This is a genomic window from Pseudomonas sp. NPDC089396 (assembly GCF_044749545.1).
GTDB lineage: Bacteria > Pseudomonadota > Gammaproteobacteria > Pseudomonadales > Pseudomonadaceae > Aquipseudomonas.
The window spans coordinates 99,027-123,704 of the sequence record NZ_JBIVIC010000005.1; the positions used below are offsets into that span (position 1 = coordinate 99,027).

Sequence of the window (24,678 nt, forward strand, 5' to 3'; positions counted from 1 at the left end):
CTTACATACGCTCCAGGGTTTCCAGGCCGAGCAGTTCCAGACCTTGCTTGAGGGTGCGGCCGGTCAGGGCAGCGAGGCGCAGGCGGCTCTGTTGCTGCTCTGGCGTTTCGGCGGCGAGGATCGGGCAGTTCTCGTAGAAGCTGGAGAACAGGCCGGCCAGGTCGTACAGGTAGCTGCACAGCACGTGCGGCGTGCCCTTGTCGGCCACGTTATTGAGGATTTCGCCGAACTGCGCCAGGCGTGCGGCCAGGTCCTGTTCGTGCGGGGCTTGCAGGACGATGCTGCCCTCGACTTCGTCGAAGCCCTTGCCCAGCTTGCGGAACACGCCGGCCACGCGGGTGTAGGCGTACAGCAGGTAAGGCGCGGTGTTGCCTTCGAAGTTGAGCATCAGTTCGAAGTTGAAGCTGTAGTCGCTGGTGCGGTGCTTGGACAGGTCGGCGTATTTCACCGCGCCGATACCGACCACTTCACCGATGTGGCGCAATTCATCTTCGGCCAGGCTCGGGTTCTTTTCCTTGACCAGGGCGTAGGCACGGTCCTTGGCTTCGGTCAGCAGGTCGATCAGCTTCACGGTGCCGCCGTCACGGGTCTTGAACGGGCGGCCGTCGGCGCCGTTCATGGTGCCGAAGCCCATGTGCTCCATCTGCATCGGGTGGCCGACGAAGCCTGCGCGGCGGGCTACTTCGAACACCTGGTTGAAGTGCAGCGCCTGGCGCTGGTCAACGAAGTACAGGGCGCGGTCGGCCTTGAGCACGTTGCTGCGATAACGCACGGCAGCCAGGTCGGTGGTGGCGTACAGGTAGCCGCCGTCGGCCTTCTGCACGATGACCGGCAGTGGCTCGCCTTCGCTATTCTTGAACTCGTCGAGGAACACGCACTGGGCGCCCTGGTCCTCGACCAGCAGGCCCTTGGCCTTGAGGTCGCTGATCACGTTGGCCAGGTCGTCGTTGTAGGCGCTTTCGCCCATCACGTCGGCCATGGTCAGCTTGACGTTGAGCAGCTCGTAGGTCTTCTGGCAGTGCGACAGCGAGATGTCCTTGAAGCGCGTCCACAGCGCCATGCAATCCGGGTCGCCGGCCTGCAGCTTGACCACCAGGCCGCGGGCGCGGGTGGCGAACTCTTCGGATTCGTCGAAGCGCTTCTTGGCGGCGCGGTAGAAGTTCTCCAGGTCCGACAGCTCGTCGCTGGTGATCGGGTTTTCCTGCAGGTAGGCCATCAGCATGCCGAACTGGGTACCCCAGTCGCCTACGTGGTTCTGGCGGATGACCTGGTCACCGAGGAACTCCAGTACGCGGGCAACGCTGTCACCGATGATGGTCGAGCGCAGGTGGCCGACGTGCATCTCCTTGGCCAGGTTCGGTGCCGACATGTCGATCACCACCTTTTGCGCAGGGCCGGCCTTGCGTGCGCCCAGGTGGGCGTCGGCCAGGGCGGCGTCCAGGCGGTTGGCCAGGGCGTCGGTGTTCTGGAAGAAGTTCAGGAAGCCGGGGCCGGCGATTTCGACCTTGCTGATGTCGGCACTGGCCGGCAGGGCATTGATCAGCTTTTCGGCCAGGTCACGCGGCTTCATGCCGGCCGGCTTGGCCAGCATCATGGCGATGTTGCTGGCGAAGTCGCCGTGGGTCTTGTCCCGGGCGTTTTCCACCTGGATCGCCGGCGACAGCCCTTCAGGCAGCACACCGTCGGTGACGAGTTGGGTGAGGGCTTGCTGGATCAGCTGGCGAATGGTGTCTTTCATGGGGATCTCTTTTCGACCGCAAGCGCGGTAGGGCGCCTGGATGCGCAGGTGGAAAAACTGGGCATTATCCGTTGCTGGGGCCGGGTTGCCAACCTTTGGCGGTGTTCGATGGCCCTATCGCCGGCAAGCCGGCTCCACAATGGACGCAGCGCTGCAAATCCCTGTGGGAGCCGGCTTGCCGGCGATAGGGCCAGAGGATTCAGTACAGATCTACCGGATCTACATCCAGCGACCAGCGTACCTGGCGCCCGCTCGGGATTTGTTCCAACACTAGCAACCAGGCGCTGATCAGTCGATGCAAGGGTGCCCGGGTGTTGGCCTGGATCAACAATTGTGCGCGAAAGCGCCCGGCCTTGCGCTCCATCGGAGCGGGGACCGGGCCCAACAGTTCGATGCCCGGCAGCTGCTGTTCGGCCACAAGGCGTTCCGCCGCGCTGCAGGCCTCGTCGAGGAAACCCTCGGCCTGCCCCGGCTTGTGCGCTTCGGCGCGCAGCAAGGCCAGGTGCGAGTAGGGCGGCAGCCCGGCTGCGCGGCGCTCGCCCAGGGCCTGTTCGGCGAAGGCGAAGTAACCCTGCTCGGTCAGCTGCACCAGCAGCGGGTGATCGGCCAGGTGGGTCTGGATGATGACCTTGCCCGGCTCCTCGGCACGCCCGGCGCGTCCGGCCACCTGGACGATCAGCTGGGCCATGCGCTCGCTGGCGCGAAAATCGCCGGAGAACAGCCCGCCGTCGGCATCGAGGATGGCCACCAGGGTAACCCGCGGGAAGTGGTGCCCCTTGGCCAGCATCTGGGTGCCGACGAGGATGCTCGGCTGGCCGCGCTGGATGGTACTGAACAGGTTGTGCATGGCGTCCTTGCGCGCTGTGCTGTCACGGTCCACGCGCAGGATCGGGTAGTCGGGGAACAGCACCTTCAGGCGCTCTTCGGCGCGTTCGGTGCCGGCGCCGACCGGGCGCAAGTCCACATGGTTGCACTTCGGGCACTGGTGCGGCAGGCGTTCGTCATAGCCGCAGTGGTGGCAACGCAGTACGCCGGAGCGCTGGTGCACTGTCATGCGCGCATCGCAACGGGGGCATTCGGACAGCCAGCCACAGTCATGGCACAGCAGGGTCGGGGCGAAACCTCGGCGGTTGAGGAACACCAGCACTTGCTGGCCGGCTTCCAGGGTCAGGCGGATGGCCTGCTGCAGCGGGCCACTGATGCCACTGTCCAGCGGCAGGCTCTTCACATCCAGGCGCAGCATGCGTGGTGGGCGTGCGCCGCCGGCGCGCTGGTTCATGCGCAGCAGGCGGTAGCGGCCGGTCAGGGCATTGTGCAAGGTCTCCAGCGAAGGGGTGGCGGAGCCGAGCAGGATCGGGATGTTTTCCTGGTGGGCGCGCACCAGCGCCAGGTCGCGGGCGTGGTAGCGCAGGCCTTCCTGCTGTTTATAGGAACCGTCGTGCTCTTCGTCGATGATGATCAGGCCGGGGTTCTTCATGGGCGTGAACAGCGCCGAACGCGTGCCGATGATGATGTCGGCTTCTCCGTCACGCGCCGCCAGCCAGGCGTCAAGGCGCTCGCGATCATTCACCGCCGAGTGCAGCAGGGCGATGCGGGCATTGAAGCGCTGCTCGAAGCGCGCCAGGGTCTGCGGGCCGAGGTTGATTTCGGGGATCAGCACCAGTGCCTGCTTGCCGGCCTCGAGGGTTTCGCGGATGAGCTGCAGGTAGACCTCGGTCTTGCCGCTGCCGGTAACGCCCGCCAGGAGGAATGCGCCGAAACCGTCAAAGCCCTCGCGCACCGTGTCGAAGGCCTCGCGCTGTTCCTCGTTGAGCGACAGTTCCGGCTGTGCCAGCCAGTGTTCATGGCGCGCTGCCGGGCGCTGGCGACGAACTTCCACCTGCACCAGCTCCTTGGCCAGCAGCAGGTCGAGACTGTCCTTGTTCAGGTTGAGTTTGGCCAGCAGGCTGTGGGCCACGCCGTGGGGGTGCTGGGCAAGGGTCTTCAGGGCGTCGCGCTGGCGTGGCGCACGGGCGATGCGTGGGTCTTCCAGGCGGGCGCCGGGTGCCACGTGCCAGAAACGCTCCTGGCGCATTTCTGCTGGTTCCCCCTGGCGCAGCAGGGTAGGTAGCGCCCAGCTCAGGGTATCGCCGAGGCTGTGCTGATAATACTGGGCGGTCCACAGGCAAAGCTTGAACAGCGCTGCCGGCACCGGTGTGACCGGGTCGAGCAGGGCAATGGCCGGCTTGAGCTTGTCGGCGGGCACTTCGCTCTGTTCGCACACCTCCACCAGCACGCCGATCATCTCGCGACGGCCGAACGGCACGCGGATACGCATGCCTGGCGCCAGGGCCTGGCGCGCCATGCTCGCTGGCGCCCGGTAGTCGAACAGACGACGCAAGGGGGAGGGCAGGGCAAGGCGCAGGATGACGTCGGACACGCGGAAGATCTCGGAGGGCATTTCAATGACTGGCGAGCCTAGCAGACGACGGTCGGTGCAAGCGACAACTTGCGTTGGCGTGATGCTCTGGTATTATTCCCCGCCTAATTACGTGCGGTATTCAACAATTGGTGTTGGGTGGCGGCACGCAGCTCGAGGAAGTGACCATGAAAGCTGATATTCATCCGAACTACGAAGTAGTTGCAGTCACCTGCAGCTGCGGTAACAAGTTCGAAACGCGTTCGACCCTGGGCAACACCCTGGCGATCGACGTTTGCAACCTGTGCCACCCGTTCTACACCGGTAAGCAGAAAGTCCTGGACACCGGTGGTCGCGTACAGAAGTTCGCCGATCGCTTCGGTATGTTCGGTACCAAGAAGTAATCATGCGCATGGCGAATCCTTCGGGCTTCGCGTTGTTGCTGAAAAAGGCGCCCCTTGTGGGCGCCTTTTTTGTGGGCGCGATCTGGCACATTCCGGTCCAGGCCTTCTGCCCCTTGCCGGACCGGCCGCAGCCGGTGGCGGTGCGCCAGGTGGTGGACGGCGACACACTGCGCCTGAGCGATGGCCGAAGTGTGCGCATGATCGGCATCAATGCCCCGGAAATCGGTCGCAAGGGCCGAACCAGCGAGCCCTATGCCGAGGCGGCCAAGCGGCGCTTGCAGGCGCTGGTCAAGGCCAGCGATGGGCGTGTCGGGTTGGTGCCGGGTGAAGAGGCCAAGGACAAGTACGGCCGCACGTTGGCGCATGTTTACGCCGCTAATGGCGACAATCTCGAAGCGCGGCTGCTGAGCGAAGGGCTGGGTTACCGTGTCGCGGTTGCGCCCAATGTCCGCCTGACGGGCTGCCAGCAAGCCGCCGAGCAGGCGGCGCGCCAGGCGAACCTGGGCCTGTGGCAGCGTGCTGCGGTACTGCGCGCCGAGGATGTCATTCAATCTGGCTTCGCATTGATCACGGGCAGGATCGGCAGCATCGAGCGCAATCGCGCCGGCATCTGGCTGGAACTGGGCAGCGGCGTGGTGCTGCAGATTCCCGCTCGTCTGCAAGGCAACTTCCCCGCCAGCTTCTTCGATAACCTCAAAGGACGCCAGGTTGAAGCGCGTGGCTGGGTGCTGGATCGTTCCCGCAAGGGTGGGCTCAAGCCGGGGCAGCGACGTTGGCTGTTGCCGTTGACCGATCCAAGCATGCTGGAGCGTGTTTCAGGCTGAAAAGATGTAGACATTTCGCTATTGGATTGTACACACTGTCCATTCCAATGCCCCCGCGGGTTATAGCGTAAAGTCGTAGGCTAAAGGCCTTGACACAAGTGACCGACCAGTCTTGTGGCTCCCCGGCTCTTTGCGTATCCTCGGCGGTCCGTCAGAACAGTAAATAGCGGAATGCCCACCATGTCAGATCTGAAAACCGCCGCTCTCGAATATCACGCTCAACCTCGTCCGGGGAAACTGAGCGTCGAGCTCTCCAAGCCCACCGCCACCGCCCGTGACCTCGCCCTGGCCTACAGCCCAGGTGTTGCTGAGCCCGTGCGCGAAATCGGCCGTGATCCAGAGCTGGCCTACAAATACACCGGCAAGGGCAACCTGGTTGCGGTGATTTCCGATGGCACCGCCATCCTCGGTCTGGGTGACCTCGGCCCACTGGCTTCCAAGCCGGTGATGGAAGGCAAGGGCGTTCTGTTCAAGCGTTTCGCGGGTATCGATGTGTTCGACATCGAAGTGGAATCGGAAAGCCCACAGGCTTTCATCGACACCGTACGCCGCATTTCCATTACCTTCGGTGGCATCAACCTCGAAGACATCAAGGCGCCAGAGTGCTTCGAAATCGAGCGCACCCTGATCGAGCAGTGCGACATTCCGGTATTCCACGATGACCAGCACGGCACCGCGATCGTTACCGCGGCCGGCATGATCAACGCCCTGGAAATCGCCGGCAAGAAGCTGGAAGACGCCAAGATCGTCTGCCTGGGTGCCGGCGCTGCCGCCATCTCCTGCATGAAGCTGCTGGTGAGCATGGGTGCCAAGGTCGAGAACATCTTCATGATCGACCGCAGCGGCGTGATTCACGCTGGCCGCGACGACCTGAACCAGTACAAGGCCCAGTTCGCCCACGCCACCGACAAGCGCACCCTGGCTGATGCCCTGGACGGTGCCGATGTGTTCGTTGGTCTGTCCGGCCCGAACCTGCTGAGCCCGGAAGGCCTGAAGTCGATGGCTGCCAACCCGATCGTGTTCGCTTGCTCGAACCCGGACCCGGAAATCTCCCCGGAGCTGGCGCACGCTACCCGCAACGACGTGATCATGGCCACCGGTCGTTCCGACTACCCGAACCAGGTCAACAACGTTCTGGGCTTCCCGTTCATCTTCCGTGGTGCCCTGGACGTTCGCGCCAAGCGCATCAACGAAGAAATGAAGATCGCCGCCGCTATCGCCCTGAAAGACCTGGCCAAGCTGCCGGTGCCGAAGGAAGTGTGCGACGCCTACAACGTCCAGGCCCTGGAATTCGGCCGTGAGTACATCATTCCGAAGCCACTGGACCCACGCCTGATCACCGTCGTTTCCGACGCCGTGGCCAAGGCTGCGATCGAATCCGGCGTAGCTACCCTGCCGTATCCGAAGCACTATCCGCTGAACAATGTGGATGAAGTGTTCAACGGCTGATTGCAGCCGTAGCGACACGAAAAAGCCCCGGCTCGTGAGAGTCGGGGCTTTTTGTTTGCCTGCTTTGGGGGGCTGTACCGGCCCTATCGCCGGCAAGCCGGCTCCCACAAGGGTCAGTGCAAGTAATGAATACAGTGCTGTACCTGTGGGAGCCGGCTTGCCGGCGATAGGGTCAACACATCAATCAACCTCAGAACAGATCCATCGGCGTCGCTTCATCCGCCGGCAGCGGGCTGCCCGGTGCCGCGCCATTGCCCAGCTCATCCACCGACGGCGGCGAGTCTTCGGCCTTGAACAGCTCGAAGTAGGCATTCGGCGTGCTTGGCGAAGCCGCACGGCCACTGATCGGGTCGACGCGCAGGCTGAGGATGCCTTCCGGCTCGGCGGGCGGGTGGTTCGGCTTGTCCTTGAGCGCCGCCCCCATGAAGCTCATCCAGATCGGCAGCGCCACCGTGCCACCGTACTCACGGCGGCCCAGGGTTTCCGGTTGGTCGAAGCCGACCCACACCGTGGTGACATAGTCGGCGTTGTAACCGGAGAACCAGGCGTCCTTGGATTCGTTGGTGGTGCCGGTCTTGCCTGCCAGGTCGGTACGGCCCAGGGCCAGTGCACGACGCCCGGTGCCACGCTTGATCACATCCTGCAGCATGCTGGTGAGGATGTAGCTGGTGCGGCCGTCGATGATTTGCTCAGCCGCTACCGGTGCCTGCGGTGCAGGTGCAACCTGGCCATAAGCCGAGGGGGCTTCGCCGGGCAGCGACGCCGTGCTGATCGGCTGTTCCGGTGCCGCCAGGCCTGCGTGGTCTTCGCTGGCTTGTGGCACGCGTGCCGGGTTGGCAGTGAACAGCGTCTCGCCGTTGCGGCTTTCGATGCGGTCGATCAGGTAGGGGTTGATCTTGTAGCCGCCATTGGCAAAGGTGCTCCAGCCCGTGGCGATCTCCATGGGGGTCAGGGTCGCGGTGCCCAGCGCCAGGGACAGGTTTGGCGGCAGGTCCTGCTTGTTGAAGCCGAACTTGGCGATGTAATCGATGGTACGGCCCACGCCCATGGCCTGCAGCAGACGGATCGATACCAGGTTGCGCGACTTGTACAGTGCTTCGCGCATGCGGATCGGGCCAAGGAAGGTGTTGGTGTCGTTCTTCGGTCGCCAGACCTTGTCCAGGTACTCGTCGACGAACACGATTGGGGCATCGTTCACCAAGGTCGAAGCGGTATAGCCGCTGTCCAGCGCCGCGCTGTAGATGAACGGCTTGAAGCTCGAACCCGGCTGGCGCTTGGCCTGCATGGCGCGGTTGTAGTTGCTCTGTTCGAACGAGAAACCGCCGACCAGGGCGCGGATAGCGCCGTTGTAAGGGTCGAGCGTAACCAGCGCGCTCTGCGCCCCCGGCACCTGGCTGAACTTGAGCTTGCCGTCGTCCAGGCGCTGCAGGCGCACCAGGTCACCGACCTTGGCCACATCCGCCGGCGATTGCGGCGCGCGGCCCTGCGAGTTGCTGTTGAGGAACGGGCGGGCCCACTTCATGGTTTCCCAGGCCACGTGCTCTTCCTGGCCGCTGCGGGTCAGGACCTGGATCCCGCTCTTGTCGACCTGGGTGACGATGGCCGGCTCCAGGCCGCCGAGGGTGCGCTGCTTGTTCAATTCCTGCAGCCAGGCAGCCTGGGTCTTGCCCGGGAAGCGCGCTTCGGGGCCGCGGTAGCCGTGGCGCTCATCGTAGTCGGAAAGGCCGTTGAGGACCGCCTTGTTGGCCATTTCCTGCATGTCGCTCGGCACCGTCGTGGTCACGCGGAAGCCTTCGGTGTAGGCATCGCTGCCATAGCGTCCGACCATCTCTGCACGGGCCATTTCGGCGACGTAGGGCGCGTTCACTTCCGGGGTGGGCACGTGATAGCTGGCGTTGAGCGGCTCGGCCAGCGCGGTTTGATAGCTGGCTTCGTCGATCTTGCCGAGCTTGTACATGCGGCCGAGGATCCAGTCACGGCGCTCTTTCGCCCGCACCGGGTTGGCCAGCGGGTTGAAGCGCGAGGGCGCCTTGGGCAGGCCGGCGATCATCGCCATCTGTGCCAGGCTCACGTCGCGGATCGACTTGCCGTAGTAAACCTGCGCGGCGGCGTCGATGCCGTAGGCGCGGTTGCCCAGGTAGATCTTGTTGACGTACAGCTCAAGGATCTCGTCCTTGGTCAGCTCACGTTCGATCTGCAGGGCCAGGAGAATTTCGTTGGTCTTGCGCGAGAAGCTGCGCTCGCTGGTGAGGAAGAAGTTCTTCGCCACCTGCATGGTGATGGTGCTGCCGCCGGTCTGGATGTGACCGGTTTTCACCAGTTGGGTCGCAGCGCGCATCAGGCTGCTCGGATCGACCCCGTAGTGATTGAGGAAATTGTCATCCTCGGCTGACAGAAGCGCCTGGATGAATTGTGGGGGGATTTCCGCGAATCGGATCGGCGAGCGCCGCATTTCGCCGAACTCGGCAATCAGCTTGCCATCGCTGCTGTACACCCTGAGGGGGATCTGCAACTGGATGCTTCTGAGCGAATCGACCGACGGCAGGCTGGGGCTAAGATACAGAAACGCACCGCTCACGCCGAGTACGAGCGAGCAAATGACTGCGACGAAAGACCACCAGAAGAACTTCAGCAGGCGTATCAAGGCTTTTGGGTGTCCAGATTGAAGGGTGAATTGCGCACGGGGCCGGCGGACGAAAAACGCTGGGCATTATAAGCATTTTTCGCCTCGCCGGGTGACCGGCCAGGTGGCCCGCTGTACCGCCTGGCCGTCAACGGCTGGCGCTGATGCGGGTTTTAGGGGCAGTAACGAGGGAACAGCGATGCTTGGACGCTGGGGCAGGGATGCCGGTTCATTGCTGGGGGTGGAAATCACCTCTGATTCGATACACATGCTGCAAGTGCGCCGGCATCGCGATCGCTGCGAGCGGGTCGCCTGGGCGCTTGAGCCATTCGAGCCGTTCGCTGGGGGCCACTGGTGGCAAGACCCAGACCGCATCGAGGCGGCCCTGCGGGGCGCTCATCGACGCTGTGGCGGCCGCCAACGTCGTGTTGCGGTGGCGCTGCCTGCCTCGCAGGTGATCTGCAAGCTATGCCAATTGCCCGCAAGTCAGACCGCAGCGCAGATGGAGGCTCAATTACTGGCCGATGCCGACACCTTGTTCCCCTTTCCTCTGGACGACCTGGTGATCGATTTCCATGCCATGGGCGCATCGATGGGGCGATCGGGCTACCGGGATGTCATGGTCGCCGCTTGTCGACAAAGCACATTGCAGCCGCTCGAGGCACTGTTCGAGGCCGCTGGGCTCCAGCTGGATGCCGTGGAAGTCGACAGCATCGCCTTGCGGCGTTTGCTGCCGCAGCCCTTTGCAGGCGCTTTGGCGCTGCTACGCCTCGAACCTGACGGGATAACGCTGCATGGCTGGATGCAGGATGGGTTGCCACAACGGCGCGAATTGCCTGCGCACGCTTCAGTTGAGCGGCTTGCCGAGTGGGTTGTCGACGGGCTGCAGGTGGATGAAGTCCTTGTATGCGGTGCTGCACTGGGGGAGCACGGTCGGTTCGCTGAACTGAGCGGCCAATTGACGGTGCCGTGCCGCCCTTTGCCAACAGTGGCTGGGCTCGACTGTAACGATTGCAGCCTGGCTTGCGCGCTGGCGCTGGGAGGGTTGCGCTGATGGTGCGTCTGAACCTGATGCCATGGCGTGAGCGGCAGCGCCTGGCGGCGTTGCGGCGACTTCGATTGATGCTGCTTGGCAGCATGTTCATGGGGCTTTGCGCCGTACTGTTCATGGATCAGTTGGTGCGCGAGCGTGCGCATCGGCAGGCTATCGACAACAGCAACCGCCAAGCCGCCATGGCGGAGCTGGATGCGCAGCTGGAGCAACTGGCGTCTATCAACCGGGCTTATGAGGCGGCGCGGTCGCAAGCTGCGGCGCTGACGGCCCTGCGGGCAGACCAGGGGCTAGTGACTGCGTTGTTCGCCGACCTGGAGCGGGCATTGCCGGAAGGTATCCAGCTGACAGAGCTCAAGCTCGAGCATTCGCGCCTGCGCCTTGTCGGCCTGGCTGCTTCGGGGGCGGTGGTGGCGCAGTTCATGCGCGAGCTGGAGCACTCCAATTTCTTGCTCGACCTTGCACTCGAGCGCGTGAAAAGCACGGACGAGGGTGATGAGTTTCTGCTGGTGGCACGAATGTCGGCGGCCTGGTCGTGAGCCCGCAGGTCTGGAAGCTATGGGTCGAACGCTCGCGAATTCCCGGGTATTGGCTGCCCTTGATCACGGCAGGGGTGGTACTTGCCCTCGGTGCCATGATTCGCCTGCCTGAGTGGCGGCAAATTCAAACGGCTGGGCAGGCAATGCAGGAGGCCTTGGCGCTCGAACTGGCAAGCAAGACCAGCCAGGTGTCCGGCTTGGGCCAACGTCGTGCTGCCCTGGACGAGGCCGAGCAACTGCTGCAGAACGCCCGCTGGGGACTGGCGGCGGGCGATCGCATGAGTGATCTGCTCGAACAGTTGGCGCTCTCGGGGCATGCACTGGGGTTGCAGTTCGAACAGTTGAACGTACTGGAAGAGGTGCATGAACCTGGGTATCGGCAAACCCCGATGGATGTGCAAGTAGTCGGGCGATATCCGGCGTTGCGTATGTGGCTGGACGACTGGCTTGGGCAAGTTCGCTTGTTGCGTGCCGAGGAAATGCATTGGGTCGCCGCCAAAGGCAGGCCCGGGTTTTTACGACTGCGTCTGCGAGTGAATGCCTACCAGGCCGATGCGCCGGTGCCCGAGTCCGCCTCGTTGGCGCAGATACCCGCCCGGGCGCATGTACAGGTCGCAGACTTCGATCCCTTTGCTGCCTGGTCAGGGCGAACCTCCCGAAAAGGCTTGGGTGAGATCCCGCTGGCACAGCTGGAAATGGTCGGCAGTTTGTCGCGCAGAGGGGAGCATGAGGCGCTGCTGGCGACTGCCGGACGCTTGTATCGCGTGCGCCGAGGCGAGCGCCTGGGGCGCGATGATGGCGTGGCGGTGCGCATCGACGCGCATCAGGTGGAGGTGCGCGAACGGTTGTTCGTGGCCGGCGAGTGGCGCGAGCGCACCACGTTCTTGGCGCTCAGGAAGGGCGCTGGCAGGGAGGCAAGTGGTCATGAAATGGCTGGCGATAGTGATGGTGGCGATGTTGATACCGGTTCAGCCGGGGCTGGCAGCGTCTTATAGGGGGGAGCCTGTTTCGTTGAATTTCCAGGATGTCGAGGTGCGTTCGGTGCTTCAGGTCCTGGCGGATTATGCCGGCATCAACCTGGTGGCCAGTGACCAGGTGCAAGGCAATATCACCCTGCGTTTGCAGGACGTCCCTTGGGATCAGGCCCTGGCACTGGTGTTGCGGAGCAAGGGGTTGGCGCGGCGAGAGGAAGGCAATGTCTTGCTGATCGCGCCCGCGGGTGAGTTGGCTGAGCAGTCGCTCGGCGAGTCCTACGGACAGGCCCTCGATGCCCAGTTGCAGCCCTTGCGCCGGGAGTTGATGCCAATCCATCACGCCAATGCCTCGGCGCTGGCGGAGGTATTGCTGGCGACGCTGGCCGACGACGGCATCCTCACCGGTCGCGGTAGCCTGAGTGTCGATGCTCGTACCAATACCTTGCTGGTGCACCAGCCCGAAGAGCGCCTCGCCCAGTTGCGGCAACTGGTCACGCAACTGGATGTGCCGGTGCGCCAGGTGGCGATCGAAGCGCGCATCGTCGAGGCCAATGTCGATTATGAAAAGAGCCTGGGTGTGCGCTGGGGAGGTGCCCTGCATGAAGAGGCTGCGCAGTTGGGCAGGGATGTGTTCGTCGATCTGGGCGTGGAGAGGGCCGGCGCTGGAGTAGGCCTGGGCCTGGGCCTGTTGCGAGGAGGCGTACTGCTGGACCTTGAACTCAGTGCCATGGAAAAAAGTGGTAATGGCGAGATCATTTCGCAACCCAAAGTGGTTACCGCAGACAAGGAAACGGCCCGGATCCTCAAGGGCACCGAAGTGCCATACCAGGAGACCAGCAAGAGCGGCGCCACCTCCGTTTCCTTCCGAGAGGCCTCGCTGTCGCTTGAAGTCACCCCGCAGATTACCCCTGACGGCAAGGTCATCATGACGGTCAGGGTGACCAAGGACGAGCCCGACTTCGTCAATGCCCTGAACGACGTGCCGCCGATTCGCAAGAACGAGGTCAATGCCAAGGTCCGTGTGGCCGATGGGGAAACCATCGTCATTGGCGGCGTGTACTCGACTTCGCAAAACAATGTGGTCGACAAGGTGCCATTTTTGGGCGATCTGCCGTATGTTGGGCGGCTGTTTCGACGCGATGCATTACAAGAGAAAAAATCCGAGCTGCTGGTCTTCCTGACTCCGCGTATCATGAGTGACCAGGCGATTGCTGTGAGTCGTTGATTCTGTGCGAAATTTGATACTTGTAGGGCCCATGGGCGCTGGAAAGAGCACCATCGGGCGCCTGTTGGCCAAAGAGCTGCGCCTGCTGTTCAAAGATTCCGACAAGGAAATCGAACTGCGAACCGGCGCCAACATTCCGTGGATCTTCGATAAAGAAGGCGAACCGGGCTTCCGTGACCGTGAGCAAGCGATGATCGCCGAGCTCTGCGCGCTCGATGGCGTGGTCGTGGCGACCGGTGGCGGCGCAGTCATGCGCGCGGAAAACCGCCAGGCGCTGCATGCGGGCGGACGGGTCATTTACCTGCATGCTTCGGTGGAGCAGCAAGTCGGGCGCACCGCGCGCGATCGCAACCGCCCGTTGCTGCGCACCGCCAACCCGGAGGCGACCCTGCGCGCCCTGCTGGAAACGCGCGACCCGCTCTACCGTGAGATCGCCGACCTGGTGGTGGAAACCGACGAGCGGCCGCCGCGCATGGTGGTGCTCGATATTCTCGAACGCTTGCAGCAGTTGCCGCCCCGCTAAGCCGGGACTATTCTCGGCCAGCGCCGAGGCGAGGTTCAACGTTACCGCGTGGGTCGCATCAATGACGCCGCGCCCAAGTACATTGTGGGGATACATGCAGACACTAAAGGTCGACCTGGGCGAGCGCAGCTACCCGATCTACATTGGCGAAGGCTTGCTGGACCAGCCCGAACTGCTGGCGCCGCACATCGCCGGGCGGCAGGTTGCCATCGTTTCCAATGAAACTGTCGCGCCTCTGTATCTCGAACGCCTGAGCAAGACCCTGGGTGCCTATTCGGTGCTGCCAGTGATCCTCCCGGATGGCGAGGCCTACAAAAACTGGGAGACCCTGCAGCTGATCTTCGACGGCCTGCTCACCGCTCGGCATGACCGCCGTACCACCGTGGTCGCCCTTGGCGGCGGGGTGATCGGTGACATGGCGGGCTTCGCAGCGGCCTGTTACCAGCGCGGTGTCGATTTCATTCAAGTGCCCACCACCCTGTTGTCCCAGGTCGATTCCTCGGTCGGCGGCAAGACGGGCATCAACCACCCGCTGGGCAAGAACATGGTCGGTGCGTTCTATCAGCCCAACGCGGTGCTGATCGATACCACCAGCCTCAAGACCCTGCCCCAGCGCGAGCTGTCGGCTGGTCTGGCCGAAGTGATCAAGTACGGCCTGATCTGCGACGAGCCGTTCCTCGGCTGGCTCGAAGACAACATGCAAGCCCTGCGCGCCCTGGAGCCTGCGGCCCTGACCGAAGCGATCCGCCGCTCATGCGCGGCCAAGGCCGCCGTGGTCGGCGCCGATGAGCGCGAATCCGGCGTGCGGGCGACCCTGAACCTTGGCCATACCTTCGGGCATGCCATCGAAACGCACATGGGCTACGGCGTCTGGTTGCACGGCGAAGCCGTGGCTGCGGGCACGGTGATGGCCCTGGAGATGTCAATGCGCCTGGGCTGGATCGACCAGCCTGCGCGCGATCGAGCAATCCGCCTGTTGCAGGACGCAGGTTTGCCGGTGGTGCCACCACAGGAAATGACCCCGGCGCATTTCATGGAGCATATGGCGGTCGACAAAAAGGTGCTCGACGGTCGCCTGCGGCTGGTGCTGTTGCGCCGGCTGGGCGAAGCCGTGATCACCGACGACTATCCGAAAGAGATTCTTCAGGCCACGCTGTCGGCGGATTACCGCGCGATCGTGGCCCAGCTTTGAGGTTGTGACAGCGCAATGACCAGTTTGCATGCCGATGAGGCGTTTCTCGACCATTTCCAGTTGAGCCACGATCCGTTCGCGCCGCGCGTGCCCGGTTTCAAGTTCTTCCCCGCCCAGCGCAAGCCTGTGCTCGGCCAGTTGCATCACCTGGCCCGTTACAGCCAGCTGATGCTGGTGGTTACAGGCCCCGTAGGCAGCGGCAAGACACTGCTGCGCCAGGCCTTGGTGGCCAGTACCAACAAGCAGTCGGTGCAAAGCGTGGTGGTATCCGCCCGTGGAGCCAGCGATGCTGCCAGTGTATTGGGGCAGGTTGCCCAGTCGCTGGAAGTGGCCCAGCCCGAGGTTCAGGCCATTCTGTCCAAGGTGGTGCAGCTTGCCCTGACCGGACAGGAAGTCTATTTGCTGGTGGACGATGCGGAACAACTCGACGAGTCGGCACTCCAAGCGTTGCTGGAGCTGGCGGCGGGTGTCCCGGAGGGGCGCCCGCACGTGTTCCTGTTCGGCGAGCCGTCGCTGATTGCCGGGTTGGATGAGATCCATGTCGAGGAAGAGCGCTTCCATGTCATCGAACTCGCCCCCTACAGCGAGGAAGAGACCCGCGAGTACCTTGAGCAGCGTCTGGAAGGCGCCGGCCGGGGCATCGAGGTGTTCACCCATGAGCAGCTCGTCGATATCCATGAAAACTCCGACGGTTGGCCTGGCAACATCAACCAGGTCGCCCGCGATACCTTGATCGAAGCCATGATCGCCAGCCGCACTGCGGTCAAGCGACCATCCATGGGGTTCAAAATGCCGAAGAAACACGTGCTCGCGCTGTCCGCTGTCGTCGTGGTCGCTGTTGGTGCCGCGGTGCTCATGCCCAAGAAAGGCGACAAGGCTCCTGAGGCACCCGCTGCCCAGGCCCAGTTGCCATTGGGCGACAAATCGAACAACCCCGCCATCGAGTTCTCCGGCTCGTCGCAGCCGATGCCGCTGCCGCTGGTTGGCCAATCCCAGCCGGTGATGCGTGAGCCTCTGGCTCAGGCAGCTGGCATGGGCGACGGCGAGGAGGGCGGCCCAGCCGACAATACCGCGCTGCAGCCTGGTAACCCGCCGCCGACCGTGACCACCACTGCACCACCGCAAGGCGTTGCTGCGGGCCCGGCGCCGACCCTGGCCCAGGCGACCCCTGTAGCACCGTCACAGCCGGTTGCGCCTGTGCAAAAGCCTGTCGCAACCCAGCCGGCCAAGCCGGTTGCCCCTGCCAAGCCGACCCCGGCGCCGACCCAGGTCGCCACGGCCAAGCCGGCCGCCAAGCCTGCTGAAAAACCGGCAGCCGGTGGCAGTGCCAGCGGTGGCTGGTACGCAGGTCAGAAGCCTGGCAACTATGTGGTGCAGATCCTCGGCACCAGCTCCGAGGCCTCGGCCCAGGCCTTCGTCAAGGCACAGGGTGGCGACTATCGCTACTTCAAGAAAAACCTGCAGGGCAAACCGCTGTACGTGGTCACCTATGGCAGCTTCGCCAACCGCGACGCCGCAGTAGCTGCAATCAAGAACTTGCCAGCGAAGGTCCAGGCTGGTAAACCTTGGCCACGTACCGTCGCCAGCGTCCAACAAGAGCTGGCCTCGGCCCGCTGATACCTTCCGGGCGGCATCACCCCGCCGCCCAGTTGCTGAGCGATTACTGACTTTCGTCTAGCCTGCTGCGCCTGAGCGCGGCAGGCTTTTCTGTCCCAGGCTGCCGGCCACAAGCCCTTCTTGCAGTCATGGCTGAAACGCTTCAGACTCGAGCCGAGCCGCTATCACGGCGCGCGGCGCAAAAACATTCAAAAATGCGACATAAATTTTCAATGGTGAGACATGAAAATTTGTGAGTATCGCTGTCGCTGTGCAACAATGGTTTTCCATGGCCACCGCAAAAAAGCTGGCATTTGATCGGCGTGGATGGTAAGTGGTTGTACTAAAAAGAGATTTACCTCCGTTGAGAGGTGAACCTGGTGAGAAAGTGTCTATGAAAACAGGTCTGTACCATCCCGAAGAATTCAAGGACAACTGTGGCTTTGGCCTGATCGCCCATATGACGGGCGAACCGAGCCACCACCTTCTGCAAACCGCCATGCAGGCACTGACCTGCATGACCCACCGCGGCGGCATCAACGCCGACGGCAAGACCGGTGACGGTTGCGGTCTGCTCATGCAGAAGCCCGATCAATTCCTGCGTGCCGTGGCCCAGGAACACTTCGCCGTCGAGCTGCCCAAGCAGTACGCCGTCGGCATGGTGTTCTTCAACCAGGACCCGGTAAAAGCCGAAGCCGCGCGGGCCAACATGGACCGCGAAATCGTCAACGCCGGCCTCACGCTGGTGGGCTGGCGCAAAGTCCCGATCGACACCAGCGTGCTGGGCCGCCTGGCCCTGGAGCGCCTGCCGCAGATCGAGCAGGTGTTCATCGGCGGTGAAGGCCTGAGCGATCAGGAATTCGCCATCAAGCTGTTCAGTGCCCGTCGCCGTTCGTCCGTGGCCAACGCCCATGACGCCGACCACTACATCTGCAGCTTCTCGCACAAGACCATCATCTATAAAGGCCTGATGATGCCGCGCGATCTCGCGGCCTTCTATCCAGACCTGGATGACGAGCGCCTGCAAACCGCGATCTGCGTGTTCCACCAGCGCTTCTCCACCAACACCCTGCCGAAGTGGCCGCTGGCGCAGCCCTTCCGCTTCCTCGCCCACAACGGCGAGATCAACACCATCACCGGCAACCGCAACTGGGCCATGGCCCGTCGCACCAAGTTCGCCAACGACCTGATCCCCGACCTCGAAGAGCTCGGCCCGCTGGTCAACCGTGTCGGCTCCGACTCCTCGAGCATGGACAACATGCTGGAGCTGATGGTCACCGGCGGCATCGACCTGTTCCGTGGCGTGCGCATGCTGGTACCGCCAGCCTGGCAGAACGTCGAAACCATGGACGCCGACCTGCGCGCCTTCTACGAATACAACTCCATGCACATGGAGCCGTGGGACGGCCCGGCCGGTATCGTCATGACCGAAGGCCGCCATGCGGTGTGCCTGCTCGACCGCAACGGCCTGCGCCCGGCGCGCTGGGTCACCACCACCAATGGCTACATCACCATCGCCTCGGAAATCGGCGTGTGGGGCTACCAGCCTGAGGACGTCCTGGCCAAGGGCCGAGTCGGCCCAGGCCAGATTCTTGCCGTGGACACCGAGACCGGCCAGATCCTCGACACCGATGCCATCGACGACCGTCTCAAGTCGCGTCACCCGTACAAGCGCTGGCTGCGTCAGCATGCCCTGCGCATCCAGGCGACCTTGACCGACGACCAGGGCGCGGCCAGCTACGACACTGACCAGCTCAAGCAATACATGAAGATGTTCCAGGTCACCTTCGAAGAGCGTGACCAGGTGCTGCGTCCACTCGGCGAGCAGGGCCAGGAAGCGGTAGGCTCGATGGGTGACGACACGCCGATGGCCGTGTTGTCCCAGCGCGTGCGTTCGCCATACGACTTCTTCCGCCAGCAATTTGCCCAGGTCACCAACCCGCCGATCGACCCGCTGCGCGAAGCGATCGTGATGTCGCTGGAAATCTGCCTGGGCGCCGAGCGCAACATCTTCCAGGAATCCCCGGAGCATGCCTCCCGGGTAATCCTCAGCTCGCCGGTCATCTCGCCCGCCAAATGGCGCTCGCTGATGAACCTGGAGCGCGAAGGCTTCGACCGCCAACTGATCGACCTCAACTATGAAGAGAGCGTCGGCCTGGAAGCGGCCATCCGCAACATTGCCGACCAGGCCGAAGAAGCGGTGCGCAGCGGCAAGACCCAGCTGGTGCTGAGCGACCGCTACATCGCCCCGGGCAAACTGCCGGTGCACGCCTCGCTCGCCGTCGGCGCGGTACACCACCGCCTGACCGAGCAGGGCCTGCGCTGCGACAGCAACATCCTGGTGGAAACCGCCACCGCCCGTGACCCGCACCACTTCGCCGTGCTGCTGGGCTTCGGCGCCTCGGCCGTGTACCCGTACCTGGCGTATGAAGTGCTGGCCGACCTGATCCGCACCGGCGAAGTGCTGGGCGACCTGGACGAAGTCTTCAAGTACTACCGCAAGGGCATCTCCAAGGGTCTGCTGAAGATCCTGTCGAAGATGGGTATCTCCACCATCGCCTCGTACCGTGGTGCCCAGCTGTTCGAAGCCGTGGGCCTGGCCGAGGAAGTGGTCGGCCTGAGCTTCAAGGGTGTGTCCAGCCGCATCAAGGGTGCGCGCTTCGTCGACCTGGAAGGCGACCAGAAGCTGCTCGCCGCCGAAGCCTGGAGCGCGCGCAAGCCGATCCAGCAAGGTGGCCTGCTGAAGTTCGTCCACGGTGGCGAATACCACGCCTACAACCCGGATGTGGTCAACACCCTGCAGGCTGCCGTGCAGCAGGGCGACTATGCCAAGTTCAAGGAATACACCACGCTGGTCGACCAGCGCCCGGTGTCGATGATCCGCGACCTGCTGAAAGTGAAAGTGGCCGACCAGGCCCTGCCGCTGGATCAGATCGAGCCGCTGGACGCGATTCTCAAGCGCTTCGACTCCGCCGGTATCTCGCTGGGCGCACTGTCGCCAGAAGCCCACGAAGCCCTGGCCGAGGCCATGAACCGCCTGGGTGCGCGCTCCAACTCCGGTGAGGGCGGTGAAGACCCGTCGCGTTACGGCACCCTCCGCAGCTCCAAGATCAAGCAGGTGGCCACCGGCCGCTTCGGTGTCACCCCGGAGTACCTGGTCAACGCCGAAGTGCTGCAGATCAAGGTTGCCCAGGGTGCCAAGCCCGGCGAAGGCGGGCAGCTGCCAGGCGGCAAGGTCAACGGCCTGATCGCCAAGCTGCGCTATGCCGTGCCGGGCGTGACCCTGATCTCGCCGCCGCCGCACCACGACATCTACTCGATCGAAGACCTGGCCCAGCTGATCTACGACCTCAAGCAGGTCAATCCGCAGGCCCTGGTATCGGTCAAGCTGGTCGCCGAGGCAGGCGTTGGCACCATCGCCGCTGGCGTGGCCAAGGCCTATGCCGACCTGATCACCATTTCCGGCTACGACGGCGGCACCGGCGCTTCGCCGCTGACCTCGATCAAGTACGCCGGCGCCCCGTGGGAACTGGGCCTGGCCGAAACCCACCAGACCCTGCGCGGCAACGACCTGCGCGGCAAGGTGCGGGTACAGACCGATGGCGGCCTGAAAACCGGCCTGGACGTGATCAAGGCGGCCATCCTCGGCGCCGAGAGCTTCGGCTTCGGCACCGCACCGATGATCGCCCTGGGCTGCAAGTACCTGCGCATCTGCCACCTGAACAACTGCGCCACCGGCGTGGCCACCCAGAACGACAAGCTGCGCAAGGACCACTACATCGGCACCGTCGACATGGTGATCAACTTCTTCACCTTTGTCGCCGAAGAAACCCGTGAGTGGCTGGCCAAGCTGGGCGTGCGCAGCCTCGGCGAGCTGATCGGCCGCACCGACCTGCTCGACGTGCTGCCAGGCGACACCGAGCGCCAGCATCACCTGGACCTGACTCCGCTGCTGGGCAGCTCGCACATTCCGGCCGACAAGCCGCAGTTCTGCGAAGTCGACAAGAACCCACCGTTCGACAAGGGTGAGCTGGCCGAGAAGATGGTCGAGATGGCCCTGCCGGCCATCCGTGACCAGGCCGGTGGCGAGTTCGCGCTCGACATCTGTAACTGCGACCGTTCCATTGGTGCCCGCATCTCTGGCGAAATCGCCAAGCTGTACGGCAACCAGGGCATGGCCGACAAGCCGATCACCTTCCGCTTCAAGGGCACTGCAGGGCAAAGCTTCGGCGTGTGGAACGCCGGCGGCCTGAACCTGCACCTGGAAGGCGATGCCAATGACTACGTTGGCAAAGGCATGACCGGTGGCAAGGTCACCATCGTGCCGCCTGCCGGCAGCCCGTTCAAAACCCAGCTCAGCGCCATCGTTGGCAACACCTGCCTGTATGGCGCGACGGGCGGCAAGCTGTTCGCCGCCGGCACCGCAGGCGAGCGCTTCGCTGTGCGTAACTCCGGCGCCCACGCGGTCGTCGAGGGGACTGGCGATCACTGCTGTGAATACATGACCGGTGGCTTTGTCTGCGTTCTGGGCAAGACCGGTTACAACTTCGGTTCTGGCATGACTGGCGGCTTCGCCTACGTGCTCGACATGGACAACTCCTTCGTCGACAAACTCAACCACGAGCTGGTGGAAATCCAGCGCATCAGTGGTGAGGCGATGGAGGCTTACCGCAGCCACTTGGCGCGGGTCCTTGCCGAATACGTGGAGGAGACTGGCAGCGAGTGGGGGCGTGAGCTCTCGGAGAACCTGGACGACTACGTGCGGCGCTTCTGGCTGGTCAAGCCGAAGGCGGCCAACCTCAAGCAACTGCTGTCCAGCACCCGTGCCAACCCGCAGTAACAACAGCTGCAAGTGACGGCCCCGTGCGCGGGGCCCGTCGTGCTCAAGTGATCGTCTTGCAGCTTGCAGCCCAAGGCTGGCAACTGCGGTAAAGAGGTTTTGAAAAATGGCTGAACGTCTGAACAACGACTTCCAGTTCATCGAAGTGGGCCGCAAGGACCCGAAGAAAAAGCTCCTGCGCCAGCGCAAGAAGGAGTTCGTGGAGATCTACGAACCCTTCAAGCCGCAGCAATCCGTGGAGCAGGCGCACCGCTGCCTGGGCTGCGGTAACCCGTACTGCGAATGGAAGTGCCCGGTGCACAACTTCATCCCCAACTGGTTGAAGCTGGTTTCCGAAGGCAACATCCTGGCGGCGGCGGAGCTTTCGCACCAGACCAACACCCTGCCGGAAGTGTGCGGCCGCGTGTGTCCGCAAGACCGCCTGTGCGAGGGTGCCTGCACCCTGAACGACGGCTTCGGCGCGGTGACCATCGGCTCGGTGGAGAAGTACATCACCGACACCGCGTTCGCCATGGGCTGGCGCCCGGACATGTCCAAGGTCAAGCCGACCGGCAAGCGCGTCGCGATCATCGGTGCAGGTCCTGCGGGCCTGGGCTGTGCCGACGTGCTGGTGCGCGCTGGCGTGACCCCGGTGGTGTTCGACCGCAACCCGGAAATCGGCGGCCTGCTGACCTTCGGCATCCCTGAGTTCAAGCTGGAAAAGACCGTGCTGAGCAATCGCCGCGAAGTCTTCACCGGCATGGGCATCGAGTTCCGCCTGAACACCGAGGTGGGCAAGGACATCACCCTGGAGCAGCTGCTCGCCGAGTACGACGCCGTGTTCATGGGCATGGGCACCTACACCTACATGAAAGGTGGTTTCCCGGGTGAAGACCTGCCGGGCGTGCATGACGCGCTGGATTTCCTGATCGCCAACGTCAACCGCAACCTGGGCTTCGAGAAGTCGCCGGAAGATTTCGTCGACATGCAGGGCAAGAAGGTGGTGGTACTGGGCGGTGGCGATACCGCGATGGACTGCAACCGCACCTCCATCCGTCAGGGCGCCAAGGCGGTGACCTGTGCCTACCGTCGTGACGAAGCCAACATGCCGGGCTCGCGCAAAGAGGTCAAGAACGCCAAGGAAGAGGGCGTGAAGTTCCTCTACAACCGCCAGCCTATCGCCATTGTCGGCGAGGACAAGGTCGAAGGCGTGAAGGTGGTCGAGACCCGTCTCGGCGAGCCGGACGCCCGTGGCCGTCGCAGCCCCGAGCCGATTCCAGGGTCTGAAGAAATCCTGCCGGCCGATGCCGTGGTGATCGCCTTCGGCTTCCGTCCGAGCCCAGCGCCGTGGTTCGAGCAGCATGGCATCCAGATGGACAGCCAGGGCCGCGTGGTGGCGCCGGAGAAGGGCAAGTTCAAGCACCAGACCAGCAACCCGAAAGTCTTCGCCGGTGGCGATATGGTGCGCGGTTCGGACCTGGTGGTGACCGCCATTTTCGAAGGGCGTACCGCTGCCGAAGGCATCCTGGACTATCTGGAAGTCTGATTCTGGCTGAACCGGCCTCATCGCCGGCAAGCCGGCTCCCACAATACCTGTGGGAGCCGGCTTGCCGGCGATGAGGCCGGTTTTGTATACAAAACTGCTTGATCCAACGCATCCAATAGACAAAACGCATGGTCTCAGCCGTGCCTTTTGCGCTCCCGTCTGAGAAAATGCCCGCACTTTTTTTCCGGATGCCGACATGACTGCCCTGAAGAACGATCGTTTCCTGCGTGCACTGCTCAAGCAACCCGTAGACGTCACCCCGGTATGGATGATGCGCCAGGCCGGCCGCTATCTCCCGGAGTACCGCGCCAGCCGCGCCAAGGCCGGTGACTTCATGAGCCTGTGCATGAACCCGCAGTTCGCCTGCGAGGTCACCCTGCAGCCGCTGGACCGCTACCCGCTGGACGCGGCGATCCTGTTCTCGGACATCCTCACCATCCCCGACGCCATGGGCCTTGGCCTGTACTTCGAAACCGGCGAAGGCCCACGTTTCAAGAAAGTCATCAGCACCCCGGCCGACATCGAAGCGCTGCCGATCCCTGACCCGCAGAAAGACCTGGGCTATGTCATGGACGCGGTCAGCACCATCCGTCGCGAACTCAATGGCCGTGTGCCGCTGATCGGTTTCTCCGGCAGCCCATGGACCCTGGCCACCTACATGGTCGAAGGCGGCTCTTCCAAGGACTTCCGCAAGACCAAGGCGATGGCCTACGACAACCCGCAAGCCCTGCACCTGCTGCTGGACAAGCTGGCCCAGTCGGTCACCAGCTACCTCAACGGCCAGATCCTCGCTGGCGCTCAGGCCGTGCAGATCTTCGACACCTGGGGCGGCAACCTGTCGGCGGCGGCGTACCAGGAATTCTCCCTGGCCTACATGCGCAAGATCGTCAGTGGTCTGATCCGCGAGCACGAAGGCCGCAAGGTGCCGGTGATCCTGTTCACCAAGAACGGCGGCCTGTGGCTGGAAAGCATCGCCGAAGCCGGCGCCGACGCGCTGGGCCTGGACTGGACCTGCGAGATCGGCGATGCGCGCCGCCGTGTCGGCGACAAGGTGGCACTGCAGGGCAACATGGACCCGACGGTGCTGTACGCCAAGCCAGAAGCGATCCGCGCGGAAGTGGCGCGTATTCTTGCCAGCTACGGCAAGGGCACGGGCCACGTGTTCAACCTGGGGCATGGCATCACGCCGGAAGTCGACCCAGAGCATGCGGGCGTGTTCATCAACGCCGTGCACGAACTGTCGGCGCAGTACCATCAGTGATCTGATGGCAGATACAGAAAACCCGGCCTGGCGCCGGGTTTTTTTATGGCATTAAGTTTCAATTCAGCGATCGTCGTTAATCTGGGCCCATCGAAACCGAAACAGGACCCGATCCCCATGAAAGCACGTTACCTCGCCCTGATCCTTGCCCCGCTCTTCAGCACCGCTGCCCTGGCAGCCGGTTATACCGGCCCGGGTGCACAGTCGGTGACCAGTGTGGCTGCTGCCAATGATGCCGCCGATGACACGCCGGTGGTGCTGCAGGGCTTTGTGACCAAGAAGATCAACAACGACGACAAGTACGAGTTCAAGGACAACACCGGCACGATCACGGTTGAAATCGATGACGAAGACCTGCCGCCGACGCCGTTCAACGAGAAGACCAAGGTCAAGCTGACCGGCGAAGTGGAGAAGCACCTGATGAGCCGTGAAGTGGATGTGGATATTGTCGAGATCGTGAACTGATCCGAAGGCCCTATCGCCGGCAAGCCGGCTCCCACACAGATCACCGCTGAC

The 24,678-nt window shown here is 63.4% G+C and carries 17 protein-coding genes; 14 read left to right on the forward strand and 3 right to left on the reverse strand.

Annotation, left to right across the window (positions count from 1 at the left end):
• Nucleotide 1: 1 nt before the first annotated feature.
• Together argS and ACIPZB_RS10820 are read right to left on the reverse strand one after the other, a co-directional pair.
• Nucleotides 2-1,738, reverse strand: a complete 1,737-nt coding sequence (gene argS / locus ACIPZB_RS10815) for an arginine--tRNA ligase (protein WP_400640197.1) — start codon at nucleotides 1,736-1,738, stop codon at nucleotides 2-4.
• 199 nt (nucleotides 1,739-1,937) lie between these two features.
• Nucleotides 1,938-4,157, reverse strand: a complete 2,220-nt coding sequence (locus tag ACIPZB_RS10820; protein WP_400640198.1) for a primosomal protein N' — start codon at nucleotides 4,155-4,157, stop codon at nucleotides 1,938-1,940.
• A gap of 167 nt (nucleotides 4,158-4,324) precedes the next feature.
• Here ACIPZB_RS10820 and rpmE point away from each other — a divergent pair, with 167 nt between their 5' ends.
• From rpmE to ACIPZB_RS10835, 3 genes are all read left to right on the forward strand, one after another.
• Complete coding sequence (gene rpmE, locus ACIPZB_RS10825) at nucleotides 4,325-4,540, forward strand: 50S ribosomal protein L31 (protein WP_008092997.1); 216 nt, start codon at nucleotides 4,325-4,327, stop codon at nucleotides 4,538-4,540.
• A gap of 2 nt (nucleotides 4,541-4,542) precedes the next feature.
• Nucleotides 4,543-5,364: a thermonuclease family protein gene (locus tag ACIPZB_RS10830; protein ID WP_400640199.1), complete on the forward strand. Its 822-nt coding sequence runs from the start codon at nucleotides 4,543-4,545 to the stop codon at nucleotides 5,362-5,364.
• Nucleotides 5,365-5,544: 180 nt separating this feature from the next.
• Entirely contained in the window at nucleotides 5,545-6,813 is a 1,269-nt protein-coding gene (locus ACIPZB_RS10835) for a malic enzyme-like NAD(P)-binding protein (RefSeq protein ID WP_400640200.1), read from the forward strand.
• 190 nt (nucleotides 6,814-7,003) lie between these two features.
• Here ACIPZB_RS10835 and ACIPZB_RS10840 read toward each other — a convergent pair whose 3' ends face one another.
• Nucleotides 7,004-9,454 carry a penicillin-binding protein 1A gene (locus ACIPZB_RS10840; protein ID WP_400640416.1) on the reverse strand — a complete coding sequence of 817 codons (2,451 nt, stop codon included), beginning with the start codon at nucleotides 9,452-9,454 and terminating at the stop codon, nucleotides 7,004-7,006.
• Nucleotides 9,455-9,635: 181 nt separating this feature from the next.
• Between ACIPZB_RS10840 and pilM the strand changes: the two genes are divergently transcribed.
• The 11 genes from pilM to ACIPZB_RS10895 all read left to right on the forward strand — a co-directional run bounded on the left by pilM (nucleotide 9,636) and on the right by ACIPZB_RS10895 (nucleotide 24,627).
• Nucleotides 9,636-10,490 (forward strand): type IV pilus biogenesis protein PilM, encoded by an 855-nt coding sequence (gene pilM, locus ACIPZB_RS10845; protein ID WP_400640201.1) that lies wholly within the window; start codon nucleotides 9,636-9,638, stop codon nucleotides 10,488-10,490.
• Complete coding sequence (locus tag ACIPZB_RS10850) at nucleotides 10,490-11,026, forward strand: PilN domain-containing protein (protein ID WP_400640202.1); 537 nt, start codon at nucleotides 10,490-10,492, stop codon at nucleotides 11,024-11,026. The genes pilM and ACIPZB_RS10850 overlap by 1 nt, the downstream gene beginning before the upstream one ends.
• Nucleotides 11,023-12,021: a pilus assembly protein PilP gene (locus ACIPZB_RS10855; RefSeq protein WP_400640203.1), complete on the forward strand. Its 999-nt coding sequence runs from the start codon at nucleotides 11,023-11,025 to the stop codon at nucleotides 12,019-12,021. The genes ACIPZB_RS10850 and ACIPZB_RS10855 overlap by 4 nt, the downstream gene beginning before the upstream one ends.
• Nucleotides 11,972-13,225: a type IV pilus secretin PilQ gene (locus ACIPZB_RS10860; RefSeq protein ID WP_400640417.1), complete on the forward strand. Its 1,254-nt coding sequence runs from the start codon at nucleotides 11,972-11,974 to the stop codon at nucleotides 13,223-13,225. The genes ACIPZB_RS10855 and ACIPZB_RS10860 overlap by 50 nt, the downstream gene beginning before the upstream one ends.
• A gap of 4 nt (nucleotides 13,226-13,229) precedes the next feature.
• Entirely contained in the window at nucleotides 13,230-13,748 is a 519-nt protein-coding gene (gene aroK, locus ACIPZB_RS10865; RefSeq protein ID WP_400640204.1) for a shikimate kinase AroK, read from the forward strand.
• 94 nt (nucleotides 13,749-13,842) lie between these two features.
• Nucleotides 13,843-14,940, forward strand: a complete 1,098-nt coding sequence (aroB, locus tag ACIPZB_RS10870; RefSeq protein WP_400640205.1) for a 3-dehydroquinate synthase — start codon at nucleotides 13,843-13,845, stop codon at nucleotides 14,938-14,940.
• Nucleotides 14,941-14,955: 15 nt separating this feature from the next.
• Nucleotides 14,956-16,557, forward strand: coding sequence for an SPOR domain-containing protein (locus ACIPZB_RS10875; RefSeq protein ID WP_400640206.1), 1,602 nt, complete (start codon nucleotides 14,956-14,958; stop codon nucleotides 16,555-16,557).
• A 373-nt stretch (nucleotides 16,558-16,930) separates the two neighbouring features.
• Nucleotides 16,931-21,376, forward strand: a complete 4,446-nt coding sequence (gltB, locus tag ACIPZB_RS10880; protein WP_400640207.1) for a glutamate synthase large subunit — start codon at nucleotides 16,931-16,933, stop codon at nucleotides 21,374-21,376.
• 106 nt (nucleotides 21,377-21,482) lie between these two features.
• Nucleotides 21,483-22,901 (forward strand): FAD-dependent oxidoreductase, encoded by a 1,419-nt coding sequence (locus tag ACIPZB_RS10885; RefSeq protein WP_008093019.1) that lies wholly within the window; start codon nucleotides 21,483-21,485, stop codon nucleotides 22,899-22,901.
• A 196-nt stretch (nucleotides 22,902-23,097) separates the two neighbouring features.
• Nucleotides 23,098-24,162, forward strand: coding sequence for a uroporphyrinogen decarboxylase (gene hemE, locus ACIPZB_RS10890; RefSeq protein WP_008093137.1), 1,065 nt, complete (start codon nucleotides 23,098-23,100; stop codon nucleotides 24,160-24,162).
• A 117-nt stretch (nucleotides 24,163-24,279) separates the two neighbouring features.
• Entirely contained in the window at nucleotides 24,280-24,627 is a 348-nt protein-coding gene (locus tag ACIPZB_RS10895) for a YgiW/YdeI family stress tolerance OB fold protein (protein ID WP_008093139.1), read from the forward strand.
• The last annotated feature ends 51 nt before the right edge of the window (nucleotides 24,628-24,678 follow it).